This is a genomic window from Terribacillus sp. AE2B 122 (assembly GCF_902497585.1).
Taxonomy (GTDB): domain Bacteria; phylum Bacillota; class Bacilli; order Bacillales; family Amphibacillaceae; genus Terribacillus; species Terribacillus saccharophilus_A.
In genome coordinates, this window is sequence record NZ_LR700946.1 from 184,885 (window position 1) to 210,587 (window position 25,703).

Sequence of the window (25,703 nt, forward strand, 5' to 3'; positions counted from 1 at the left end):
ACATGTAGTCCTATTATGTGCTAAAAGTCTGGCTAGAATTGATACTTCCCTGCTCGGAATACCTACTTCGAATCTAAAAAGGCTTAGTGGTCGTTATTTTCTCTATGTCTTTCATCGTATATATCATATTGATAATCCCTTTTATGGTCATTATCTTTTTTATTTCCTTGCTCTCTCTCATAAGAATGTTTATTTTCTTCGTGTTCCCTGCTTTTATTATCACGATGATTTGATTGATTTTCTTTTTGTTTCTTCGACTCATCTTTTGCATGTTGCTTTTCTTTTTCTCTAGATTCCTTCTGAGCTTCTCTCAACTGCTTTTCAGCTTCTTTTGCTCGCTTTTTTTCATCTTTGCTTTGTTTTTCTGCTTCTTTTGCTTTTTCTTTATCTTCTTTCATTGATTCTCTTGAACGCACAGCTTTTTCTTTCTTCTTCTGTTCAGCTGGTGCTTTAAGCGGTTTGGCTTCTGCCTGTTCCGCCTCTGTTTTCACTATATCTGCTTGTTGATCCGCTTTCTCTCTCTTTTCTGCGGAGTTTGTAACAGCATACATTGGCTCTGGGTCAGGGTCTTCATTTGTCTGAAGGGAAGTCTCTTCCGCTTCTGTACCATCTTCCTCCACATCATCTTTATAAAAATCTTTAATAATAGCTGAATCTGATTGTGTAAGAGCAGGTACAGACTTGGATGCATTTCCTTCAAGTATGGACTCAGCCATGATTTCATTCATGGATTTTTGCTCGTCCTGTGCTGTTTCGCGTACCTTATCAGGTACTTGATAGGAAGCAATATGTAATGTGTTGTTAAATCCGTTGATTGACCCCTCCAAAATATTTGTCAGCTGCTTGTCTTCTTGCTTGGTATCAATATAATTCACACCAATTATAATACTTTCCGAGTCAGCCAAAAGACCTAAGTCACTCGATATTCGCAAAATACTAGCCGCGACTGTCTTAACATCCTCATCCTGCCAATCATCCAGATTAGCGAGGACCGTTTTCGCATCTTCGTTCAAAGCTGCCACAGAGACGACATCCATACGATTATTCACTTTTAATTCAATACTCGGATTAAAATCCAAACTGACATAAGCGTATGCTTTGTTGCCATTAAACCAGGAATAAACCGGGAACAATGCCAGAACAAATACAAGCACTAATACGGCAACCCGCATGAAATTCTTCATGGAAGGTGTCCAATGCGTGATTCTTGTTCTCCGAACTAGTTCCTGTGCACTGAATTCGACTTCTTGCCCGATCTCTGCCTGCCCTTGTGCACTGATTTCCAGGAATGTGCCTTCACTGGTCAGTACAATCGTGCTCCGGCGGCTTTGCTTCACGACGACTCCTCTCTTCACTAACTCACCCCCTTCATGTAGTCCTTCAGGTAGATATAATCCTCACTCAGTATAATGAAAATAGCGAGAATATACTTCCTGTTCCTTTCTAACGTCTTCTTGCTTACTGTTACCTTTTCGACAAGCTGCTTAATCGGGATTTTCTTTTTTCTTATCACATAATCCCGCAGCTCATAATCCTTATGAAGAATCTTGGCTGCTTCGATTGCCGATTCCCTTGCATCACGATGCTTTGGCGCAACTTGGATCAGCTCCTGAAAGGAAAGCTTATATTCCTTCAGTTTCTTATCGTACTCCTCGATTTCAGCACGACGATACCACGCTTCTGTTTCCTGATTATAAGCTGTCTGCGCAGCTTCAGCTTCCCGCGGATTCTCGCTGTCATCTTCATACAGCTCATCCAGCGAAGCAGCAGGAAGGCGGATCCGTTCACGTCTGATATAATCGATCGTCTTACGTTTGATCACAAGCTTTGCAAATGAAAGGAAAGAGCTCCCTTTGTCATCTGCATAGGCCAGCATCGCTTCATTGAAAGCAGAAAGGCCAATACTGAATTCTTCATCCTTTGAAGGATCAATAAATCTGCGGCAAACCTCGGAAACAGATTTTGCTATGAAAGGCTGATAACTCTCAATCAGTTCATTCTGCATCTCGGTATTTCCGGCCTGCACTTTTTTGATCTGTTCTTCTAATTTTCCGCGGTTAGGATCATTAGACTGGCGTAGATACAAGACCTATCACCTCCAGCCTTCTATATTTTTCGTAACATAATTGTAATTTTCGGGTGTAACAAGCTAAATTCAATTGTAAATTTCGTATAAATTCATTCGTATTTTTTATATATGACATATGACTTACTCCAATACTTAACCAATATGCCTATCATACAACACTTAGAGTGAAAGCCGCTTCTCAAAATAATTACAAAAAAATTAAATCTCTGCAACAATGACCCCCATAAAAAAGCCGCCCTGCATAAATCAGGACGGCTTTTTATTAACCGGCAGAACGTTTGATGCCACTTTGCTGCATCAAGTACATCTGATAATATTGTCCCTGTTTCTCCAATAGGGACATATGATTGCCTTGTTCCAATATCTTCCCATGATCCAGGACTAAAATCTGGTCGGCATGCATAATCGTCGAAAGTCGATGTGCAATAACCAATGTTGTCCTGCCCTGTTTCAATACATCCAAAGCTCGTTGGATAATAGCTTCAGTTTCCGTATCGATATTGGCTGTTGCTTCATCCAGGATTAAAATAGAAGGATTGAAAGCCAATGCTCTCGCAAATGAGACTAGCTGGCGCTCTCCCATGGAAAGCGTGGATCCGCCTTCCTTGACTGGTTCATCATATTGCTTTGGAAGCTTGGAGATGAATTGATCCGCTCCTACAGCTTGCAATGCCTGGATAGCCATTTCCCGAGAAATATCCGGATTGTTCATCGTCACATTCGTCAAAATAGTGCCGGTGAAAAGGAACGGATCCTGTAATACGATACCCATACTGCTGCGAACCTGCTGACGTGACATTTCTTTTGTATCGATACCATCAATCGTTATTTTACCTTTCTGATGATCATAAAACCGGAATAGTAAATTCATAATTGAACTTTTTCCAGAACCAGTATGACCAACAAAGGCTGCCGTCTGGCCACTTTTCACCTTAAAGCTAAGATCTTTAAGGACATAATCTTTGTCATTATAAGCGAAGCTTACATTTTCGAAAGCTATCTCTCCGCGGTTCTTCTCCCGTCTAGCTCCTGAATCCACATCTTCACCCGGCTGATCAAGCAGCTGGAACACCCGGGAAGCAGCAACACGTGCCTGCTCCAGTAGCGGCAGCTGGTTCACAGCATCTGTTACAGGATTAAATAAGCGGTTCAAGTAATCAACAAATGCATATAGTACACCGACGGTAACGATTGAGCCACCTGTTACAGCAGCGCTGCCGAAATACCAGATGAATGCAACAAAAGCTAAATTACGAAGAACCGTCACTAAGTTATGCGAGGTTAAAGCGCTAAGCTTCATCAGCTTACGCTGATATGTGAAGTTTCGCGTATTCAGCACTTCGAATTCCGCTTTTGTCTCTTTTTCGCGGTTGAACGCCTGAATAATCGGCATGCCCTGGATTGATTCATTGATACTGCCGTTAATCTCACTTACTGTTTTTCGGACAACTTTATTATATTTGGTACCGAAATACTTATAAACTTTCATCCAAGCCCAGAAAATAGGAATTACGAGCAAGCAGATAGCAGCAAGCCGAGCATTCAAGAAGAACATCGCTACGAAAATTCCGGCCATGTACACGAAACTCGTTACAAAGGTTGCTAGTACCCTTTCATATAAATCACGGATTGCCTCCGTATCATTGGTGATGCGAGCTACGATTGTACCGGCTGGCCGATCCACATAATAATTGATCGGAACGCGCTGTGTGTGGGCAAAAATGTCATTCCGCATCGTGCGGACAATTTTATTGGATGCCTGTTGTAGCAGGAATGTCTTCCAAAACTGGAATATAGCTGCGATAAACAGAAGCGCTGCATAGATAATCAAAAGGATGATTATCGGCTGGAACTGCGGACTGAAAAATTCATACAGTTCACTTGCTGAAAGTCTTGTACCTTCCGCTTCTTCTATCCCTCCAGGACTGTCAACCGTGATAATTCCGTCCCCAAACGTTCTGGAACCATCCAAATACAAAACCGCATCCGTAAAATAAAAATGCCTGCCAATCTGCAATATCGTTGCTTCTCCAACTGCATCTTCTTTCGTTTGTATTTCATCAGACCGTACATAGGTCTTTCCTTCATAATCTACTGTTTTATCTGTTTTACCTTCGACCTCGTACCAAGTAGCTTCGATACCAAGGATGTGATGATCGATAATTCTAGCGGCAATTAAAGGACCTGCCAGCTCCAATACTACTGCGATCAGCAGACAGACAAGACCGATATTGATGGTTTTTTTATTGCTTAAAGCGTATCGGAACAGTCTTCGTTCCGTCGTGTTTTTCTTCATGAGGAGATAACCTCCTTATCCTCTAGCTGCTGCAAGTAATACTGACTTGCATACCAGCCGTTTGCGGCTAAAAGTTCTTCATGCGTACCCTGTTCTTTAATCCCGCCGGCATCCAGCACGATGATCTGTTCCGCGTGCTTAACAGCTGAAAGACGGTGAGCTGCAATGATTGTTGTTTTATCCTGGCGCTCTGTTTTCAAATGTTCGATAATATTCGCTTCAGTCTTACCGTCGACGGCACTCATCGAATCATCCAGGATCAATACCTCCGGATTTTTTACAAAGGCACGCGCCAGAGCTACGCGCTGCTTCTGGCCTCCAGAAAGCGTTACGCCGCTCTCGCCCACTTTTGTATCCAGTCCTTCTGGCAAGCTCTGAATATCTGTAAGAAAGTGCGCTAGTTCCATTACGCGGAATATCTCTTCATCGGTTGCATCATGTTTACCATATTGGATGTTCTCCCTAATCGACTTAGAGAAGAGAATCTGTTCCTGCGGCACATAACCAATCCAACTGCGTGTCTTTTCCAATGTAAACTGCTCGATTGGAATACCTCCAAGGAGCAATCGGCCTTCTCCTGGGGGATATTGCCGAAGCAACTGCTTGAATAGCGTCGACTTTCCGGCACCAGTCTTTCCAACAACACCAAGTGTTGTTCCTTGCTTGATTTCCAGGGTGATGTTATGAAGACGTTCTGTATCATTCCCTGGATAGCGGAAGCTCACAGAATCGAAAATGATATCCCCTGGCTTTTCCTTGTCAGCGGGCCTTCCAGGATCTGTTACATCGGCAGGATAATCGAGTGTCGTATTGACACGATCCAAAGAGGCATTCCCCCGCTGCAGGACATTGATCAGTTCACCAACTGCAAACATCGGCCAAATCAGCATGCCGAGATACATATTGAATGACACTAAATTTCCTAGCGTGATCTCATTCCGAAAGACAAGCAAGGCGCCATAACCGATACCAATCGTATAGGAAAGTCCGACAAGAATTTTCATTGTAGGTTCGAACAATGCATCAATCTTGGCAACCTTTATATTCTTTTGATAGACATCCTCCGTCATAGCCTGGAATCGCTGCTCATCTTGTTTTTCTTGAACGAACGCTCGGGTGACACGAATGCCGCGAATTGATTCCAATACGTCGTTATTCAGGTTCCCGAAAGCTTCCTGAGCTTCTGTGAAGCGCTCATTGATTGCTTCTCCGTATTTATGCATTACAATAGCCATGATAGGCATCGGGATAAGAGCGACTAAAGTCAGTTCCCAGCTGATTGAAAAACCCATGATTCCGATAATCATCAGCATGAAAATGCTCGAGTCGACCAATGTCAGCACTCCGAAACCGCTTGTCATGTAAATGGCCCTTAAGTCATTCGTTCCTTGGGCCATCAAATCACCTACTTTTTTCTTGTCAAAGAACGTAGGCGTCATACGGAAGAAATGCCCCATCAGCTTGGAACGCATCAATCTCTCAAGAATTGCGGAACCACTGAACAGTGTGTAATCCCATACATAAGAAATGACGTAGTGTAAGACGATCAGCACCGCAAACAGACCGATGACTTGCCAAAGCCTCTCCGACGTAAGCGAGTTATAATTAATCTCATCAATGGTCTGGCCGATCAGCATCGGCGGAATTAACCCGATCAAGCTTGCTATAATAAGTGCGATAATTGCAACCGTGTATCGCTTCCAATATTTCAGGAAAAACCAATCTAACTTCTTCAATACATCAAACATACTTTCCCCAACCTTCTCTCTCGAATTTGTCTCAGCCGTTCAGCTAGCCATCATCATTCCAATCTTCTCCCCATTGTTTCGTCTGAACGTTCAGCATAACCTTTCCTCCTTGTTTTCTAGTTATGATAAAAAGCCGAAAGGGAACTCCGGCTTGTATCAACTATCCCTTGAATTTGCGCATAAAAAAAACGCGCACGCCCGCAGACGTACACGTTCTTAGAAGTAAGCAGCAAGCGATATGCGGCAGACTCCGTCCAGATAATTTATCCTTGTAAAGATTCCGAACAAAGGAGGAGCTGCCCATTATGAAATTGGCTGAAAAAAACTATTTTCCGGTTATTCATTGTGGGTTCCTCCTTTCAATTGTTATTTTATGCATAATAAGTATATACATACCGGTTCAAAAAGGTCAATGTAATTTTCAAATAATTTGATCAATAAGCAATATGTAAACATTTGTCCTGATATGGTAAACTAAAGAAGATAACTAAAAAAGGAGTGTCACGATCTATGTTATTAGATGACATCTTGGTTCATAACCAAAAATTCGTAGAAGACAAAGCATATGCACAGTATGAAACAGACAAGTTTCCTTCCAAGAAAGCTGTCATTCTAACTTGTATGGATGCCCGCTTGCTTGAATTGCTGCCAAAAGCAGTTAATTTGAAGAATGGAGATGCAAAAATCATTCAGAATGCTGGCGCAATGCTCGTTGACACTTCTGACAGTGCCATGAAAAGTATTTTAGTAGCCATTCATGCCTTAAAGGGCGAAGAAGTCTTCGTAATAGGTCACAAAGACTGCGGTATGCATCATCTGCACGGCTCTGACATGCTGCAACAAATCAGCAAACAAGGTGGAGATGTTGAGACGTATTTGCGTCAATCATCTAGCGAAGATATTGCAAATACATGGTTCGATGGGTTCAATAGCGTGGAAGAGTCCGTAGAAAGCAGCGCTACCTTGATTGCTAATCATCCATTGCTTCCAAAACAGGTTCCAGTGCATGCGCTCGTAATTGATCCTGCAACTGGTGAACTGACTGTCATCCGTAACGGATACGAAAAAACCAACTGACAATTTGTCAGTTGGTTTTTTTTGAATGTTCTTTTATGATTTCAATTACACGTTGTTTCGCTTCTTGGCTTTCATAATGACTCATGTTTCGTAGAATTTCGTTTTTATGTTCCTTGAGATCCTGTAAATGCTGAATTAAGGTAGCACTTGTCAGATCTTCTTCTTCCAGTACATCGGCATAACCTTGTTTCTTGAAGGAGCTTGCATTAAGCAGTTGATCGCCTCGGCTGGCTTTACGAGATAACGGAACCAGCAGCATCGGCTTGCGCAGAGCCAAAAATTCAAAAATCGCATTTGAACCTGCTCGTGACAAGACAAAATCAGAAGCTGCAAACAAATCGTTCAGTCCTTCGTTCACATATTCAAATTGTACGTATCCATCTCGCTTGATTGTATCATCCATTTGATTTTTTCCGCAGATATGAACAATCTGGAATTCTTTTAGAAGTGTATCCAAGCTGGAACGAACAGCTTCGTTTATCAATTGGGAGCCACCGCTTCCTCCCATGATAAACAGCACAGCTTTTTCAGGAGCAAAACCGAGTTGCTCCAAACCGACCCGGCGATTACCTTGAATTAGCTCATCCCGTACAACTGCTCCAACCCATTCTGCTTTCTTGGCAGAAACATGTGATACCGTTTCTGCAAATGTCGTCACGATCTTCTTTGCGAATGGCATTGCAAGCTTATTCGCAAGTCCCGGTGTGATATCTGATTCATGAATGACAGCTGGAATATGACGGAGCCAAGATGCAAACAACACCGGCACCGAAACAAATCCACCTTTGGAGAAAATCACATGTGGTTTCACTTTACCCATGATTCGATACGCCTGCATCGTACCTTTCATTACTTTGAAAGGATCTTTGAAATTCTCTTTAGACATGTACCTTCTCAGTTTTCCTGTTGAGATACTATGATAGGTCACGCCTTCCATCGGTTCAATCAGGTCACGCTCTATTCCATTTTTTGAACCAATGTAATCGATCTTCCATCCTTCCTGCCTGAATACAGGAATCAAGGCCACGTTCACGATTACATGGCCGGCAGTGCCGCCCCCCGTAAATAGAATCCGTTTTTCCTTCATGTTGTAAATCCTTCCCTTTCCCATTAAAGCACTTCTCTATTTAATATATCTGTAATTTATTTGTAATATAAACGAAACATTTTATCGCCTTCTCTATCCTAAAGTATATCACAAAAAAAAGAAAGGGCTTTTTGGCATATGACTAATATATGCTTTTTCAAGCCTATTCTTTCCAAAAAAACAGAAAAAACAGCAGTGAAAACACTGCTGTTCAGACGGGAACTTCTGCTTCTTCGTTCGAGAAGAAGCGATGCATTGCATAGAAGACATCGGTTTTCTTTCGCAGTACGTAATAACGGAATTTCGGATGATCCATCTTACGGAAAATCTGCATCAATGTAGAATGACGGTTATACTGGTTGACCTCTCCGTAGCCGAACATACTTGATTTCTCGATAAGCTGGTTGATTAAACCAATGCAGCGACTATTATCAGAAGTAAGGTTGTCGCCATCTGAAAAATGGAACGGGTAAATATTATAAGCCGATGGTGGATACTTCTCATCTATTAACTGCAATGCTTTCCTGTAAGCTGAGGAACAGATTGTACCGCCGCTTTCTCCTTTTGAGAAAAAGGACTCTTCATCTACAACATTCGCTTCTGTATGATGGGCAATAAACTCAATTTCGACTGTTTCGTATTTCGTTCGCAAGAATCTCGTCATCCAAAAGAAGAAGCTTCTTGCCACATATTTCTCCCAATTCCCCATACTGCCGCTCGTGTCAAGCATAGCAAGTACGACAGCCTTTGAATCCGGTTTTTCAATCGCGTCCCATGTTTTGTAACGTACATCTTCCGGATAAATCGGAGCGAATGCGGCAGTGCCACTTAAAGCATTTCGTTTGAACGCCTCCAGCATTGTTCGTTTTTTATCGATATTACCGACAAGTCCTGTTTTACGGATGTCATGGAACGCAATATCCGTTACAATCATTTGTTGTTCATCTTTTTGCTCCAGATTCGGCAGCTCCAGCTGACTGTAAAAATTCTCTTCCAGTTCTTCAAAAGATACTTCTGCTTCATAGTAGTCTTGACCAGGCTGATCTCCAGCTTCCCCTTGCCCCTTTCCAGGTGCCTTCTGCTGACCGCCAGCACGCCCAAGCACATCTCCTACTTTACTGCCGCCTTTTCCTTGGCCGGCATGTTTATTCTTGTCTTGGCTATAGCGGATTTTGTATTCATCCAATGATCTAATCGGTATTTTGATCAGATCTTTTCCATTAGACATGATAATATTTTCTTCTGTGATCAAATCGGGCAGCTTGTTCTTCAATACTTCCTGGACCTTCTCCTGATGCCGCTTTTGATCATCATATCCTTTTCGATGGAGGGACCAGTCTTCTTCTGACACTGCAAAATGATTGGAATCACTCATTCGCCAGCCTCCTTAAGATAATTAGTCTATCTTATGCGGGAGTGCTGGTATTGATTAAACAAACTATAGAAAAGTGTTAAATTATCTGAAAATTCCACGCGAACGGATGTTTACATTGATATGAGGTACTATTTCAATCTCTTTAAAATCCTTTTCCCAATCGAGTTTTTTCCAATAGGAAGGATAATGGCCATAGATACTTCGACCGATTCCGAATACGTCGCTATTTGCTTCTTGAATTGTGCTGATTGTCTCATTGGCCTGGTCGGTCAATGCCTGCTCCAGTTTTTTCTTAACTTTAGGCAATTCATTCAATGAGAGGTGGTCTTGTGGGTATTCTTGGATCATTACCGTTAAATCCAATTTGATATCAGTCCTGACTTTGTTCTGTTTATCTGGTCGGGACTTAATTTTGCTGGAAAAGTCTTCTATATTAATCGTCGTATAGTTAACTGGTTCCGGGTTCTTCCCATCAAATATCTTAGCAGTGATTCTGGCTACCTTCCCTTTTTGTTTCTTCATCAACAGGAACAGAGTGGTATGTTCGAATGCAATATCCTTCCCCGTATAACTTGATTTATGAAATAATGCTAACCCGTCATAAGATACTGTCTTCCCGCCATCTCCAACCTGCAATAGAGGCAAAGCAAAGTCTTCCCCCTCTTCATATAGCTCTGATCCAATTGCTTGCAAACTGCTCTCAAATGAGTTTGTAGTATCTACTTCAGAGTCAAGTATGCCTTCTATATATTCACTCGGACGTAACTCTGATTTTGGGACTACTTTCAGCGCTTGTTCCGCACTGCCCTTCACTACCGCCGGGACGACATCAAGATGCATCCTAGGATCACGGTAATAAGCATCGACATACGGATAAATATCCTGTTTGGCAAGATTCGATCCGAATAAAAGGACATCGAGTTGCGCCGGACTATAGGTGGACGATAGCCGTCTATCAATATTCGTGCGTGCTTCAGAAGGCGTATTTCCGGTAGCTGTAAGAAATTGTGTTGATTCTTTCCCAGGTCCCTGCGCACTATTTTGTACATTCGGGATGAGAATCGTGTTTTTATAGACACCATCTTCTGTCATATCATAGGCTGCCGTAATGCCAAGCTTCACTTCCTTAAATTCCCGGGTATCCCAGCAGCCAGACAAAAGCAGTATGCAGCTTATCAATATGATAATCAGCTTTTTCATTGTACTGCCTCCTTTTTCTTATCTTTTCTGCGCAGAAATGATAGCAGGAATAAAAGAATCGGAATAAGTACAGTGAAGTATTCCGTTATCTTATCTTGGAAATCAATAATCACTCTGAAATTTTTCTCATTAAGTCCACTCCAATAAGAAACAGCGAGCACGATAATGGCAGCCGTATAGACATTCAGCATCTTTTTCTTAGATTTCGGGATCTTAGCAAAAGCCCTTTCTGCACCATACAAGTACGCAGCGAAAGCCGTCATGGCAAAAACCGTCCACAACGAAAGGACAAATATATCAATCCTCGTGATAATGACAGAATCAGCAGTGCGAAGCATATATAGAACGGGCTGGGACACATGATCGATCTGATCAGATCCGAAATGAGCAAAAGAAACAATAACTGTATATAGATAGAAGAAGATAACGATTAAGTTGGCACCGATTAACGTCCGTATTTGCTTTTTATAGGAGCCTTGAGCATAAGGCAGAAATAACAATAGCAAGACATAGCTGCTAAGCGAATAGAGAGTGACCCGTATTCCTTCTATATAACCGGAAAAGGATGCCTGACCTATCGGAAGCATATAAATGAACTTCGCATCTACAAATCCAAAAAGGAATAAAACGGAAATAAGAAACAAGATGACCCCGAAAAAGGTGAACACCTTAGCGATTAGTGTCAGCCCCCCCGAAATGGTGTAGACTGCACAAATGAGCATTAATGCGTATAACACAACAATCGGTGTCTCTGGAAGCAGCCATTCGTTAATTAATTCGCCGAAGGATGTAAGAAGGTAGATCGCAACAACAAGAAAATAAACATAATAGCCAAACCCCGCAACACTTCCCAACGTCTTACCAAAAATACTTTTCATGATATCGAATAGACCTTCTCCCGGAAAGCATCTGCTAATTTGCACTATCATCAGTACAAAGAAAATAGAAATCACACCGCCGATAAGCAACGAAATCCAACCATCTGCCCCCACTTCTCTATGGAGCACTGTCGGGAGATTCAGGATATCCACACCGATTTGACTCTGGATAAAGATATAAGCAAGCTGAGATAGGGTGATTTTCTGCTTCGTGTCACTTTTAGTCATTTTCATCACTCAGTTCATTTGACTTATATGGGCGCGGTGATGCTAATTGCTCTGGCCGGCGCTTCATTAGAAATTGCGGTACCCGTATTATGGTATCTTTTAAATCCCGGAATTGGATTGGTGTAAAGTAACTAAGACCCAAAGATTCCACCCGGCACAGATGAATCAAAACCATCAGTAAACCGAAAGCAATACCGATGAAGCCAAGTACTGAGCTAAGGATAATCAGTGGGAAAGTCAATATCCGCAACGAATCGCTCATTTCATTCGATGGCACAACAAATGATGCGAGTGATGTGAGGGCAATAACGATTACCATCAAATTAGAGACCAATCCAGCTGTCACTATCGCATCCCCGATAACAAGACCTCCGACAATACCAATTGTTGAACCGATTGGAGACGGCAGCCGGATACCAGATTCCCGGATTAGCTCTATGACAATAACCATGAGAATTGCTTCTACAATAGGCGGGTAAGCAATATCCCGAATAGACCCTAATACAGGAGAAATAAGTGCTTCCGGAATCACTTCGAAGTGAAAGCCGACTACTGCAATATAAAAGGATGGCAGCGTGATAGCCAGAATAAAACTGAACAGACGAATAAATCGAAGATAAGTTGCCACGAGCCAGCGAGTGTTATAATCATCCGGCGATTGATAGAAAGCATAAAATGTAACCGGTGCAATCAAACAAGTAGGATTGTTCGCGAATAAAATAGCAATCCTCCCCTCCATAAGCTGCGAAACAGTTTTATCCGGTCTTTCCGTACTCAAGAACTGCGGGAAGATACTATAAGTGCGATCCTCGATGTATTCACTGAACGCTCCTGCGCTTAATAAGGAATCATTGCTGATATTTTTCACCCTTTTTTCCAGTTCCTTCACTACACCTGGATTGACTATACCCTCCACATAAACTAAAGCAATTTCAGACTCTGTATAATCACCAACTGTCAGCTTCTTTATCGTAAGACTGCGATGCTGGATACGGCGCCGAATAAGGTTGATATTCTGCTTGATATCCTCATTGAATCCATCATGCGATCCTTTGATAACTTTTTCATTCACAGGTTCCGTGATCGCCCGGGTCACATTCTGCTGAACATTAAAGAGGTAGAAAGTGGCATTCCCTTCAATCATATAGACAGCCTTGCCTGCAAGCAGGGAAGACACTGCTTTATTAAGATCATCATTTTCTTCCCGATCTTTTATCTTCTTTATATCACCGTCCGTCTTGAGCAGCGGCTCGAATATATAACGCTGCATTTTATCTGGATCCGTAATATCATCCAAATAGACCAGTGCCTGTTTATTCCCTGGAAGCAGACGAATCTTAAGATCTGTCGAATTTCGTAATTCCTCTTTCATATATTGAATATTCTTCTCCAGTGATGCTGTGGATTGATGCGGCGGCATCTTGTCTTCCCGAATAACTTTTTCCTGTACCGGCTGGTTCTTTTTCTGTTTGAAAAAACCCATGGCGACGCACCTTTCCAGTTTCATTTCAGTTAGTTTGTGCAGGTACAGGAAAGATATGTAGGAAATTGAGCACACAAAAAAACCACCCTCATTTTTACAGAGGGCGGTTCTTCGTATAGATTTAACCTTCTAATAGTAAATCGTACGGATCTTCAAGCAATTGCTTGATACGTACAAGGAACTGGACCGCATCTTTTCCATCTACAATACGGTGATCGTAAGACAATGCAAGGTACATCATCGGACGAATTTGAATTGTATCATCCGGCATGGCAATCGGACGTTTCTGGATTGTATGCATTCCCAGGATACCAACTTGCGGTGTGTTCAGAATCGGTGTGGAAACGAGTGAACCGAAGATACCGCCATTTGTAATCGTGAATGAACCACCGTTCAATTCATCCAAGCTAAGCTCTTTGTTACGAGCCTTTTTGCCTAATCGGGAAATCTCACTTTCAATGCCTGCAAAGTCAAGTCGATCAGCGTCCCGGACGACTGGAACAACTAGTCCATCGTCGGTAGATACAGCGATTCCAACATCATAGAATTTCTTCAGAACAATTTCATTATCCTGAATCTCTGCATTGATGTAAGGGAACTCCTTCAATGCACCTACAACTGCTTTCGTGAAGAAGGACATAAATCCAAGCTTCACATCATGTTTTTCAAGGAATTTATCTTTCCGTTCACTGCGTAGCTGCATGACTGCTGTCATATCGACTTCATTGAAAGTGGTGAGCATTGCGGACGTGTGCTGTGCTTCCACGAGCCTGTTCGCAATCGTTTGACGGCGGCGAGTCATTTTTACACGCTCGACTGGTTTTTCAAACTCTGTCTTTGCAGATTGCTTCGATTTATCATCTTTGGCCTGCTTGGCAGGCTTTGCTTTCGGTTTCGCTGCTTCCTCGACATCTTCTGGCCGAACTCTTCCAAATGGGTCACGTGCTGAGATCTCATCCAGGCTGATACCTAACTCACGAGCACGTTTACGAGCTGCCGGAGTTGCTAGCGTATTTTTATTAGCCGCAGCAGGTTCTGCTGCTTCTACTTTGGTCTCTTCCTTCTTCTCTTCAGCCGGTGCTTCTGCTACAGCTGCCGCTTCTGCTTTCGTCTCTTCTGCTGCAGAAGTGTCCGCTTCACCGCCAGCTTCTCCATTCTCGTCAACTGTCGCAATGATATCGCCTACTTCTACATCATCTCCAGCTTCCTTTAGCAGTTCCTTCACCACACCGCTATATTCAGCATTGACTTCCACATTTACCTTATCTGTTTCCAATTCAAGAACAGGATCCCCCTTCTCAACATGGTCACCTGGATTGACTAACCACTCGGAGATTGTTCCCTCTGTAATTGATTCTGCCAGCTCTGGTACTTTTAGTTCCTTCATACGCTAACTCCTCCCTTGGACAGCTTTAAGGCTTGATTGATGATCTGCTTTTGTTCTGTTTTATGGACAGCAGGCTTTCCTACTGCAGGTGATGCGCGATCCGGACGGCCGATATACTCAAGCGTCTGATCTTCTGAAAGGATTGCTTCAATTCTGTCACGGACGAATGTCCAGGCTCCCATATTACGTGGTTCTTCCTGCACCCATCTTACTTCACTGATAGAAGGGTAATCTTCTAGGATTTGTTTGATTTTTTGGGCAGGGAATGGATAAAGCTGCTCCAGACGGACGATATGGAGTTCTTCAAATGCACCCGCTTCTTTTTCCATTGCTTCTTCCAGGTCCACCATCACTTTTCCGCTTCCTAATACGAGTGTTTTAGCTGTTTCAGATGTCGCCTCGTTGTTAGGCTGAACACGCAAGGACGAAAAACTTCCTTCTGTGAATTCTTCCAGCTTACTTGCCAGACGAGCACTCCGCATCAAGCTTTTCGGCGTCATGAGTACAAGAGGCCTTGCCTCTTCCCTTCCCCCAAGTTTTGCTTGTCTGCGAAGCAGGTGAAACAGCTGGGCGGAACTTGTTACATTTGCGATAATCAAATTATTCTCTGCTGCAAGCTGAAGGAATCTTTCCACCCGGCCGCTTGAATGCTCCGGACCTTGCCCTTCGTATCCATGCGGCAGCAACATAGCCATATTGGACTTTTCGCCCCATTTTGCACGACCAGCTGCAATAAACTGATCGAAAAGAACCTGTCCTGTATTAGCAAAGTCACCGAATTGCGCTTCCCAAAGTACGAAAGCATTTGGATTGTGTACGCTATAGCCATACTCAAAGCCGATAACACCCGCTTCTGATAGCGGACTATTATGAAGAGCAAATGATTTTGCTTCATCTAACCCATGCAGCGGTGAATACGTCGCGTCTGTTTCGACATCATGCAGCACGGCATGTCGATGGGCAAATGTGCCTCGTTCTGAATCCTGACCCGTCAGACGTATTGGCGTGCCGTCCTGCAAGATGCTAGCATAAGCCAAAATCTCACCGACAGCCCAGTCTGCTTTGCCTTCTTCTTCAAAAGCCTGGTGCCGCTTCGAAATAATCTTGATTAACTTTTTAAAGACTTGGAATCCTTCTGGCCTCTTTTGAAGCTGTCTATTAAGGGAGAACAGTGTATCTGCTGGGACACTAGTTTTGATATTGGGCAGATCACATTTCAAAGCTTCCGGTTCTGGCTTCGGCAGCTTCTCCTTCGCATCTTCTTCCTTCATATTTTGGAAGATATCCTTCAGATGTTCACCGACTTGCGCACTAAGAGAATCGTAGCCTTCTTGTCCTGTGATAACTTTTTCTTCTTCCAGTTTCGCAGAGAAGATTTTCGCTACCGTATCATGTGCATCGATATCTTGATACAGGATCGGCTGTGTCGAACGCGGTTCATCCATCTCGTTATGTCCATATCGGCGGTAGCCGACAAGATCAATCAGGATACTCTTATGGAAACGCTGGCGGTAACGGAAAGCAAGCAATGCTGCTGCCACACATGCAAGTGGGTCGTCAGCGTTTACATGAACAATTGGAATTTCGAAACCTTTTGCTAAATCACTTGCGTATCGAGTAGAACGTCCATCCCGGCGATTCGTTGTAAAGCCGACCTGGTTGTTTGCAATAATATGCACTGAGCCAGCAGTCGAATAACCCGGTAAATCACCTAGGTTAAGCGTTTCAGCTACAACTCCTTCTCCGATAAAAGCAGCATCTCCATGGATGAGGATACTAAGCGCTTTTGATGGGTCTTGATCCGGATACCCTGCAAGTGAGGTATTATCCTGCGCCGCTCTTGTAAATCCTTCTACAATCGGATTCACAAATTCCAAGTGGGACGGGTTGTTAGCCAATGTGATGGTTGTATGCTTTTCTTGCCCTTCGTGATGTTCTGCTACAGCTCCGAAATGGTACTTCACATCACCAGTCCAACCACCATGCAGCCCACCTGATCCTTCTGAAGGAAGCAATTCTTTCTCACCCGTATGATTGAATTCAGAGAAGATAAGATCGAAAGGCTTGCCTAATACATGTGCCAGTACGGATAGCCTTCCTCTATGTGCCATACCAAGCATCACTTCATCTGTATCAGCGAGACACGCTTCTTTAATGATAGAATCCAGCATCGGAACCATCGCTTCAAGACCTTCGATGGAGAAACGCTTCTGACCGACGAAAGTACGAGCTAAGAATGATTCAAAGCCTTCTACATCTGTAAGCCGTTTCAAAATTTCCTTTTTATCAGATTCACTCCACCCAGGAATATAGGATGCAGTCTCAATTTGGTCTTGTAGCCATTTTCGCTCTTCATGATTGCCGACATGATCATACTCGAAGGAAGTAGTGCCTGCATACCTTTCCTTCAATAGCTGCACGGCATCCAGGGCCGTATGTACATTCTTCGGAGCGTCTCCCCATACAAAGCTTGCCGGTATATCCCGCAAGTCAGATTCAGTCAGCTGATAATCTTCCATTTTGGTCAGCACTGTAGTTTCCGCATGCTCTTTGCCTACTGGATAAATATCTGCTTCTAAATGTCCATAGCGGCGAATTGCTTCTACAAGCTGAATCGCTGCCGTGATTTTCTTAATGGATGCTTCGGACATTCCTGTTGATGGAGCGTCTTCCCCTTGACGCTGCATCACCCTTGGCTCTCCATGCGTATCGAATAGTTCCTTTAATGATGCTTCCACTGATTCCGGATTTTGCCTGTATTTGTCGTATTGCTCTTCCACATAACCCATATTCGGTCCATGGAAGTTCTCCCAGAATCTTTCGCTAGATTCCTTTTGTCCCACGACTGTTCCCCCCAATAGAAGTAACTTTTTTTAAAATAGTAAAGGCTTAGAAATTGGAAATTATTTTAAGTGGCTTAATACGTTTTCACACTCCCAATATACCGTAACGAGACAAAACTTACAACTAAAACAAGAATTTTTTTAAAACGCTTTCTTTATTGATATATAAGGGTTTATATAATACCACTTCATAAATATCAACATTTTGAAAGCGTTTTTACATTTTTGTTTCAGCAAGAAAAAATCATTGCTTTTTTAAGTTGAAAAAAGGATAATCGGAAAGTTATTTTCCAATTATCCTCCATCTTTATTTGTCCGCTGTTCTTCTTTTATTAAACCAATACAATGCCCCACCTAACACCAGCAGTGCAGCGCCAGCCAACAGGTAATTGAATAGCTGACTTGCTGTATCAGGGAGGATTCCGCCGAATGGTGTCGATTTTTTAGAATCCCCAGGTACATGCGATACAGTCTTCGCTGTATTGTCACCAGATGGTTGTGTTTGATTCACTGGAATATTCGTATTTCCATCTTGATTGTTACCATCAGGTTTCTCTCCTGGATCAGCCGGTGGATTCTCTCCTCCATCGATTATCGGGTCTTCTTGCCCGTCGCCGGCCCCATCATTTTCTGACGGATCTTCAACAGGCGGTTCGTTGCCATTGTCTCCAGGGGCGGGAGCTCCCCCGCCCGTAGTGAATGTCCATAGATCGGATTTCGTCTTGCCGCCATGGTCATCCTCTGCGACAGCATACCAGGCATATTCATGGTCAGAGGTCAATCCCTCCCATGTCACAGAAGCATTTTCTCCACTTTTAACATCTTCTTCCTTACCGATTTCCTTTGTACCGAAAACATTCACTTCCACATAGTTAGTGGCAACACGTTTCTTTTGAGCATCCAATTCAAGCCCAATAGAGAACTCATCTGTTCCCGGGAATTCTTCTTCATCATAATAGTTGTAATCATCCATATATGGAGAATACGTTTTTACTTTTATTTGATTTGTCTCGGCATCAAAGAGCAAGATACGCATATAGCCTTGTCCGCCCTCAGGACCTGCCTGGTAATCGGCAAGCATTTGATAGACTTTACGATCGGTTACGCCATCGCCATCGTCGTCGATTTCATCGACAAGCATATCTGCAGCATGATAGTGACCGCATAGGACAGCGAACACATTTTCATTATCCAGTACAAGCTCCTGATATAGCTTTTCACCCACTGGATGACGGTTTCCGGATGACAGCAGATACTCATGGAAGTTCAGAATCGCCTTCCGATCTGGATGTGCTTTTAGAACCTCATCTGCCCATGCAATACCTTCATCATCGATGCCCCAGCCAAGATAGACCATAATATAGTCATTGCCGTTAGAGGAAATCAAATCATAATGTCCTCTGTTATTCTTATAAGAACCGCCATACCAAGGTTTATCTTTGAAACGATCCTCTCCGAAATAACGGTAATAATCTGTATAGTCATTACTCTTTTGCTCCACATCATGGTTACCGGCCAATACACCGTAAGGCACGTCTGCATCATCTAGCACCTGCATCGCTTTATCTGCGACTTCCCATTGGTATTCCTGGTCTGAGAAGTTCACCAAATCACCAGTATGGAATACATAATCAATGTTGAGTTTATCCTTGTTTTCCGCTATCCAATTCACTTGTTTATCGTAGATATGCGGGTAACTCTCAGAATAATACTGTGTATCAGACATCCAGACGAAGGAATAATCATAATCTTCATCCTCGATTGCAATTTCATCCTGAATGAGAACATTGATCTTGTAGTCTTTTACAAACTCATCAACATTTACAGACCCTTGCAAATCAAAGTCTTCATCTCCTGCTACCTTGTAATCGATTAGCTGCCAATCTTCTTCTTGATGATTCCACGCATACATGGAAACCTTTCGTCCTGGCAGTGAATTACCGCTCCAATTGACTTCGACGATATTTTTATCGTCAACATCCTTGGAAACAGGAACCTCAAATCGATGGTAAGGGAACTGCGTTTCGCTGTCGTTAATCAAATACTTGTCATCTACATCCGCAACCTTATCAATATCTTCGTTGCTGAATGCTTCTTCCCCTTCTGGTGCATAGTCGGATGGCGGCTCATAATCAGCTGCATTCTTGTAAGCTTTAATTTCACTATCTTGGCTGACTTTATATTTATGTCCTTGATAGAAAGTAACGTCCATATCATCTCCGGTAGGATCTGTTACTTTCACTTCAAGCTCTGGATTCTTCCCGACATTACCCGCTTCATCTTCCGGCTTGATCAATTCTGGAGCAACAGGCTGCTCTTCAGGGGTGGAGAAGTTAATTGTACGAACTTCTTCATTTCCGGCTTTATCCGCCGCTCGCAACACAAGCCGATGATCACCGGCAGATAAGGCTGCAGAAGAAGTCTCATAAGGAAGCTGAATTTCTTCTCCATCCAGTTCTGCCGTAAGGCTATCAAGACCGCTTAAAGCATCTTCTGCACTTGCCTCAATCGTGAATGGACCTTTGTATGATTTTCCATCTTCCATTGATGTTTCAAGGACAGGAACAGTATTGTCGACTGTTACGGAGACTTTGTCTGATGCTTCTTCATCCTTAGCTTCAATCGTGTGTGTACCATCTGCTGTTTCCGTCGTATCCCAGTCATATGCATTTGCCCGGAATTTCTCCGGCTGGATAGTGAAAGTAAAGTCTTGAACTGGACGATAATTACCGTTATCTCCAATATCAATTACTTGATTTGGATCAGCAAACGCCGGATCATACAAGACAGTACCATCTCCTAAAACAAGCCGAACATTCTTCGCATCAAAGTCATCTCGGTTTTCCGGTGATTCCAACTGGAACGGAGAAGCTTTGTTTCCGGCATGGATACTGATTGTATTCTGTCCTTCCTTCAACGTATCCGGGTCAACTGGAACAGTAATAGTCGTGTACGTATCGATCCAGTCATCGAATATACGCAGCACTTCCCCATCCTGTACAACTGCATTTTGGAAATACGTATTGATTCCATTCACATCAAACGCGAAATAAGCTTCTGTTTCCAATGCTTTGTCTGTCTGCTTGACTTCTTTTCCGTCAATCAGTAATGAAGTTTCTTGATCTGTCGTATCAGAAGTCGCTTTTAGCTTATATGTTCCAGAAATCAGCTGTCCATCTTTCACATTCAACCGAGGACTGGACTCTTTCTGATCGCGCTCAATACTTACTCGTTTTGTTTCTGTTTTCGTTTCATTGAAGCCATCTGTAGCAGCTACGTAATATTCCACATAGTCCTTTGCAATCAGCTCTGGAGTATAAACCGTATGATGGTAGTAGCCTGTCTGTTCATTTTTAGTTAGATCAACTCGTTTAAAGTTACTGGTGCCATCTGTACGATAGAATACGGATACGCGTTTGACACCTTTATCATCAGAAGCTTCAACAGAAATCTGCAGATCTTCCGTTTGATTAACGATATCTTTATCCGTCAGATCCTTCACTTCCGGTGCCACGCTATCATCTTCCACTTGAACAGGTTCGCCTGGAACTTGATCAGTCGTGACACTTCCAGGAGTACCAACGATTGTACCAGCATTCAGCTTCAACATACTCGTCGAGCCATCAAGCGGATATTTAAAGTTGATTCCCATATTAGCAACCGTATCTTTGACGCCCGATACCTCATTATAAGTCGCCATTGTAATTGCACTGCCAGCTTTCGTGGCAACCCCGACTCCTCGCTGGTCGCCGTTGGCCATCCCACCTGACTGTATTTTGAACAAGTTTTCACCAAGGGTTAGATTCGTACTGTAATTTTTATTGAAATCCTCAGCAGTCAAATCATTATTGGAGCCATTGATAATCCAGAATACAGCAGCCTCTCCCGGCTGGATGATTGGACTTTCGTCCGGCTTCCAATTGGTCACCCTCGTATCTGGATACATGTACGTCAAATCATAATCCTGCATGTCGACCGGAGCTGACGTATTGTTGTAAATCTCGATGAATTCATATCCGTCTGCCCCATTCACATTAGAAGAGTCAGGGACCAATTCTGTCACTAGTAGAGATGGAAGCGCAGAAAAATCGGTATCCGGCTGTTTAACTTCCACTTTAAAAGTCTCTGTTTTGGAACTGTTGAACCCATCGGAAGTTTCAATATAATATTCAAGCGTCCCAGCTTCCAGCTCAGCAGTAGGAATCTCAGCTTTATACAATTCTCCTGTGTGCTGCATGCTGTATTGCTCGAATTCATCTGTGCCCTCTTTCTTAATATAAAGCGTCACATGCTGAATGAAATTCTCATCTTTTATTGCAGCTTCAATTTGAAGAGGAGCAGGAATGGTGACTGTTTTCACTGGCTCAAGACTAATTTCCGGAGCAGTTTCGTCTTTTTCGACCTTAACGGTTTCTGCTGGAACTTGTCCATCAATCAAAGCGCCAGGAGAAGCTTTCAGCTGCAGTCCTACCTTCGTCATCTGTGCGGTACCAGAAGCTTTGTACGTAATTCCTTGATTTGGATACGTATCATCGATTCCTTCTGAGTCATTGTAGCTTGCTGCAGCAAGCTGAGCACCGCTGTCAGTCTGGAATGCAATCGTACGGGCTGATCCATTTGCCATACCGTCATTGCGGATTTCAATTACTTGATCTTCTGTCAAGTCAGTCTGATAATGGCTATTAAAATCAGCTAGCTCAAGCGATTGGTTCGCACCATTCTTGATCCAAATTACAGCCTTCCCCTTAGGCTCCAACGTAACAGATCGATCGATATCCCAATCTGTCTGTCTTCCATCAGGATATTGATAGGAAAGTTTGTAATCCTTTAAATCCATCGATTGATCAGAGTTGTTATAAACTTCGATGAACTCATACGCGTCAGCACCGCTGATATTATCACTATCTGGAACTATTTCCGTGATAAGGACCGGCGGCTGTGTCTGCGGATCAGGCTCGGTAATTGCTACCTGTATGCTTTGAAGCCCATTGTCAGGAAAACGCAGCTGCGTATCTCCGCTAACCACATCAATGCTGTATTGGAAAGACGGGCTCCATAGCACTTCTTTTGGAACGACAGCTTCCCAATTGCCATCACCTTTGTCTGTCATGTCCACCTTTTGTTCGCTCATACCAGGAGCAGTAACATATGTGAGGATTGCCGAATCTGCATTCCCGTTTTCAATAGCTGCACGAATGGTAAGGTCCTCGCTGCTATCAGCATTGATGATGGCCTCGTGAACGAGTGCAGGCTGCTCAAGTTGTTCCTCTTGGGCTGGCTCATCTGTTTCTGCTGTTTTTTCCTGTTCACCTTTTTCGGACTGCTCTTTATTCTCTTCAACTGGCTGCTCCTCGTCTGCAACATCAGCTTGTTCTTCTTGGTCCTGATTTTCTGTCTCTGACTCAGACGCTGAATCCGACTCTTGTTCGTCTACAGCAGGTGCTTCCTTCACATCGTCCCCTGGGGTCTCCTGCTGCGAGTCTTCCGCTGATTTCTCTTGTTCAGTTTGCTCTATCTTTTCGGACCCTGGTGACGGCGCTGCCAGAATGGTTGGTGTTTTTTGATCATTTGCAAAGTGGATACTTTCTGCCTGTTCCACGTCTTGGAAGTGGAAAACAGAAACGGAGGTCTGCTCAGTCGTTGTATCAGTGATGGAAAGCTGTTGTTCATCATCTTGGAATATGTAAGGTTCTGTTACGTTGGTGAATGCTGCATCTGTCAATTCAGTTCCGAAATGACTATTAAAAGTTTCTACTGTGGTCTCATTGTTCAAAGCAAGCACTGCATATCCGCCTGCTGGGATTTGCTCCTCTTGCTCTTGGATTACAAGCTTTTCTTTCTGGTCAGTTTTGTATGTGATTCCGATGTCCTTCCAGGATTTCGCTTCCTCTGTTCCATTATGTATTTCAATAAAAGATAAACCATCAGCACCTTGTTTCTCGCTGCCATAGACTTCTGTAATAGAAACCTTGTCTTCCCGAAGCTTTTCCTCTGCATTTACGACTGGAATGGATGCAGGTACAACTGTCTGCATGAGCAGCAAACATGCGCTGAGACCAGCAGCCATTCGATATGAACGCTTCATATAGCTCCCCCTATCTTTTATCGGGATTGTCCTCCCGCATTAATTCTAGAATTTATGTATTAAGAACCAATAAAGAGATTGTAAATTGTTGTCATAATACTTCGACAAAATATCCTAAAGTATTAACCAGAAAAAAATAAAGCAACATAAAGCCGCTTTATTCTCCAAATTTTGTTGAGTAAGTGACAAGCTGTTCAATAAAATGATCACTGGCTGGAGAGCGTACACTGCCTTCCCGCCAAGCTACACCAATTTGCCTTTCTGTCGGTTCGATAAGAGGAATACTCCTGACATGGGACATTTGAAGTGTTTCCAAGGATGGAAGCAGAGCAATGCCCTGTCCCGCCGCGACAAATCCCAGAATTGTCATCATATCCTCACTTTCGAACGCTACTTTCGGTTCCAGTCCATATTTTTCGACTATCTGTTCAAACATTACCCGGGCACTATAGCCTGGGCGAATAAGCAGGAAGGGCTCTTCTTCTATCTGATGTAATGCCAGCTGCTCTTCATTTGCAAGCGGATGTGTATCTGATACATATACATAAAGCTGATCTGTCCACAGCTTTCGCCAAGTTAGGCCTTCCACCCCCTGATCCATATTACAGATACATAAATCAAGCTTACCTTCTCTTAACTGATTGATTAGCTCTTCTGTCGAGCCTTGGTTCAGGGAGAACTCGACGGAAGGATAAATCTCCTTGTACTGTTTTAACAGTCGGGGTATATGCTGCAGTCCTTGCGACCTCATAAATCCAAGTGTTATTTCCCCATACTGTGGATCCTTCATCTTCCGTATGTGTTTTTCTGCCTTCTCCATTTCCTCTAATATTTTGACGGCATGTGTATAGAAAGCATCCCCGTAACTGCTCCGAACAATTCCTCGTCCCCTTTTCTCAAAAAGCGGCACTCCCAGCTGCTCTTCCAGCTTCTGAATCGAACGGCTCAAGGCAGGCTGAGAGATAGCCAGAGCCTTTGCTGCCTGAAGATAATGCTCTCGCTCCGCTACTTCCTTAAAATAAACTAACTGTTGCCACTCCATAAGCTCACCCATACCTTTTCTGCATCTTTTATATGTTATTTATGCATTATACAATACCATTTCATTATGGTTAACTAAAAGTACAACAAGAAATGAGGGAATTATTATGGCTATTGAAATTATCCTTATTATGATTGCCGCCGGTCTTATCGTCGGCTTTGTCGGGGCTGGAGGATCTGGTTTCATCATCAGCATTCTGACAGTGCTGTTCGGTTTCCCCATTCACGTGGCATTAGGCACTGCTCTGGCATCCATGCTATTCTCCTCGTTTTCGGGTGCAGTCAGCCACTACCGCGAAGGAAACGTGACATTACGGGCCGGTTTAATCATTGGAATCTTTGGAGCGGTTGGCGCTTTCATCAGTTCCCATTTTTCCGGATTCATCCCAGAAGATATCTTAAATTATCTTACGGCTGGTATGCTTGTCCTATCTGGGGTAGTTCTTTGCATTCGTCTTCTGCTGATGGGCAAGCCTTCAGACAAAGGGACTACAATTAGTGCATTCATCTACCAAAACAAAGTTATCTATTTTATTTCAGCTGCACTGCTCGGCATCTTAACCGGGGCACTATCCGGATTGTTCGGGATCGGTTCCGCTCCATTCATCCAAATCGGACTGCTTATCTTGCTCGGACTGTCTGCGCAGCAATCTGCAGGTACGACAATGATGATTATCATTCCAATCGCCTTGGCTGGCGGAGTCGGCTATGCACAGCTCGGCTTCCTTGATATCAAATTACTTCTCGAAGTAGTTGCAGGAACGATGATTGGTTCTTATATTGGAGCGAAATTCACAAAACGCGTTCGCCCTGTTTACTTGAAGACAGCGATGGTACTGCTTCCGATATTTGCAGGATTTTTACTATTATCTGCCTAAACACATAA

The 25,703-nt window shown here is 43.2% G+C and carries 15 protein-coding genes; 2 read left to right on the forward strand and 13 right to left on the reverse strand.

Going from position 1 to position 25,703, the window contains the following annotated elements; genetic code table 11:
- Positions 1-83: 83 nt before the first annotated feature.
- The 4 genes from AE2B122_RS13380 to AE2B122_RS13395 all read right to left on the reverse strand — a co-directional run bounded on the left by AE2B122_RS13380 (position 84) and on the right by AE2B122_RS13395 (position 6,133).
- Positions 84-1,355: an anti-sigma factor domain-containing protein gene (locus AE2B122_RS13380; RefSeq protein ID WP_175074391.1), complete on the reverse strand. Its 1,272-nt coding sequence runs from the start codon at positions 1,353-1,355 to the stop codon at positions 84-86.
- The gene (gene sigI / locus AE2B122_RS13385) at positions 1,355-2,086 is read right to left on the reverse strand and encodes an RNA polymerase sigma-I factor (protein WP_245840379.1); all 732 of its coding nucleotides are present in this window, start codon (positions 2,084-2,086) and stop codon (positions 1,355-1,357) included. The genes AE2B122_RS13380 and sigI overlap by 1 nt, the downstream gene beginning before the upstream one ends.
- Before the next feature lie 265 nt (positions 2,087-2,351).
- Positions 2,352-4,385, reverse strand: coding sequence for an ABC transporter ATP-binding protein (locus AE2B122_RS13390; RefSeq protein WP_175074392.1), 2,034 nt, complete (start codon positions 4,383-4,385; stop codon positions 2,352-2,354).
- Complete coding sequence (locus AE2B122_RS13395; protein WP_095272231.1) at positions 4,382-6,133, reverse strand: ABC transporter ATP-binding protein; 1,752 nt, start codon at positions 6,131-6,133, stop codon at positions 4,382-4,384. The genes AE2B122_RS13390 and AE2B122_RS13395 overlap by 4 nt, the downstream gene beginning before the upstream one ends.
- Before the next feature lie 510 nt (positions 6,134-6,643).
- On the opposite strand from AE2B122_RS13395, the gene AE2B122_RS13400 reads away from it, so the two are divergent.
- Complete coding sequence (locus AE2B122_RS13400; RefSeq protein WP_095219567.1) at positions 6,644-7,210, forward strand: carbonic anhydrase; 567 nt, start codon at positions 6,644-6,646, stop codon at positions 7,208-7,210.
- A gap of 7 nt (positions 7,211-7,217) precedes the next feature.
- Here the strand turns inward: AE2B122_RS13400 and AE2B122_RS13405 are convergent, their stop codons facing one another.
- The 9 genes from AE2B122_RS13405 to AE2B122_RS13445 form a co-directional block, all read right to left on the reverse strand.
- A complete protein-coding gene (locus AE2B122_RS13405) occupies positions 7,218-8,297 on the reverse strand; it encodes an undecaprenyldiphospho-muramoylpentapeptide beta-N-acetylglucosaminyltransferase (protein WP_095219622.1) in 1,080 nt (359 codons plus the stop codon).
- Positions 8,298-8,508: 211 nt separating this feature from the next.
- Positions 8,509-9,672 (reverse strand): sporulation protein YhbH, encoded by a 1,164-nt coding sequence (yhbH, locus tag AE2B122_RS13410; RefSeq protein ID WP_095272236.1) that lies wholly within the window; start codon positions 9,670-9,672, stop codon positions 8,509-8,511.
- Between the two features lie 81 nt (positions 9,673-9,753).
- Positions 9,754-10,872 carry a Ger(x)C family spore germination protein gene (locus AE2B122_RS13415; RefSeq protein ID WP_095219569.1) on the reverse strand — a complete coding sequence of 373 codons (1,119 nt, stop codon included), beginning with the start codon at positions 10,870-10,872 and terminating at the stop codon, positions 9,754-9,756.
- Positions 10,869-11,978: a GerAB/ArcD/ProY family transporter gene (locus AE2B122_RS13420; RefSeq protein WP_175074393.1), complete on the reverse strand. Its 1,110-nt coding sequence runs from the start codon at positions 11,976-11,978 to the stop codon at positions 10,869-10,871. Before AE2B122_RS13420 ends, AE2B122_RS13415 begins: the two co-directional genes overlap by 4 nt.
- Entirely contained in the window at positions 11,971-13,461 is a 1,491-nt protein-coding gene (locus tag AE2B122_RS13425) for a spore germination protein (protein WP_175074394.1), read from the reverse strand. Before AE2B122_RS13425 ends, AE2B122_RS13420 begins: the two co-directional genes overlap by 8 nt.
- A gap of 121 nt (positions 13,462-13,582) precedes the next feature.
- Positions 13,583-14,848, reverse strand: a complete 1,266-nt coding sequence (odhB, locus tag AE2B122_RS13430) for a 2-oxoglutarate dehydrogenase complex dihydrolipoyllysine-residue succinyltransferase (protein WP_095219572.1) — start codon at positions 14,846-14,848, stop codon at positions 13,583-13,585.
- The gene (locus AE2B122_RS13435) at positions 14,845-17,691 is read right to left on the reverse strand and encodes a 2-oxoglutarate dehydrogenase E1 component (protein ID WP_175074395.1); all 2,847 of its coding nucleotides are present in this window, start codon (positions 17,689-17,691) and stop codon (positions 14,845-14,847) included. The genes odhB and AE2B122_RS13435 overlap by 4 nt, the downstream gene beginning before the upstream one ends.
- Positions 17,692-17,998: 307 nt before the next feature.
- Positions 17,999-23,776, reverse strand: a complete 5,778-nt coding sequence (locus tag AE2B122_RS13440) for a lamin tail domain-containing protein (protein WP_175074396.1) — start codon at positions 23,774-23,776, stop codon at positions 17,999-18,001.
- Between the two features lie 157 nt (positions 23,777-23,933).
- The gene (locus AE2B122_RS13445; protein ID WP_175074397.1) at positions 23,934-24,818 is read right to left on the reverse strand and encodes a LysR family transcriptional regulator; all 885 of its coding nucleotides are present in this window, start codon (positions 24,816-24,818) and stop codon (positions 23,934-23,936) included.
- A 106-nt stretch (positions 24,819-24,924) separates the two neighbouring features.
- On the opposite strand from AE2B122_RS13445, the gene AE2B122_RS13450 reads away from it, so the two are divergent.
- The gene (locus tag AE2B122_RS13450) at positions 24,925-25,695 is read left to right on the forward strand and encodes a sulfite exporter TauE/SafE family protein (RefSeq protein ID WP_342747550.1); all 771 of its coding nucleotides are present in this window, start codon (positions 24,925-24,927) and stop codon (positions 25,693-25,695) included.
- Positions 25,696-25,703 lie beyond the last annotated feature (8 nt).

Bases quoted from the DNA above. Each gene is read 5' to 3' on its own strand.
- AE2B122_RS13390 (WP_175074392.1), bottom strand. From the start codon at position 4,385: ATGAAGAAAAACACGACGGAACGAAGACTGTTCCGATACGCTTTAAGC.
- AE2B122_RS13395 (WP_095272231.1), bottom strand. From the start codon at position 6,133: ATGTTTGATGTATTGAAGAAGTTAGATTGGTTTTTCCTGAAATATTGG.
- AE2B122_RS13400 (WP_095219567.1), top strand. From the start codon at position 6,644: ATGTTATTAGATGACATCTTGGTTCATAACCAAAAATTCGTAGAAGAC.
- AE2B122_RS13405 (WP_095219622.1), bottom strand. From the start codon at position 8,297: ATGAAGGAAAAACGGATTCTATTTACGGGGGGCGGCACTGCCGGCCAT.
- yhbH (WP_095272236.1), bottom strand. From the start codon at position 9,672: ATGAGTGATTCCAATCATTTTGCAGTGTCAGAAGAAGACTGGTCCCTC.
- AE2B122_RS13415 (WP_095219569.1), bottom strand. From the start codon at position 10,872: ATGAAAAAGCTGATTATCATATTGATAAGCTGCATACTGCTTTTGTCT.
- AE2B122_RS13420 (WP_175074393.1), bottom strand. From the start codon at position 11,978: ATGACTAAAAGTGACACGAAGCAGAAAATCACCCTATCTCAGCTTGCT.
- AE2B122_RS13425 (WP_175074394.1), bottom strand. From the start codon at position 13,461: ATGGGTTTTTTCAAACAGAAAAAGAACCAGCCGGTACAGGAAAAAGTT.
- odhB (WP_095219572.1), bottom strand. From the start codon at position 14,848: ATGAAGGAACTAAAAGTACCAGAGCTGGCAGAATCAATTACAGAGGGA.
- AE2B122_RS13440 (WP_175074396.1), bottom strand. From the start codon at position 23,776: ATGAAGCGTTCATATCGAATGGCTGCTGGTCTCAGCGCATGTTTGCTG.
- AE2B122_RS13445 (WP_175074397.1), bottom strand. From the start codon at position 24,818: ATGGAGTGGCAACAGTTAGTTTATTTTAAGGAAGTAGCGGAGCGAGAG.
- AE2B122_RS13450 (WP_342747550.1), top strand. From the start codon at position 24,925: ATGGCTATTGAAATTATCCTTATTATGATTGCCGCCGGTCTTATCGTC.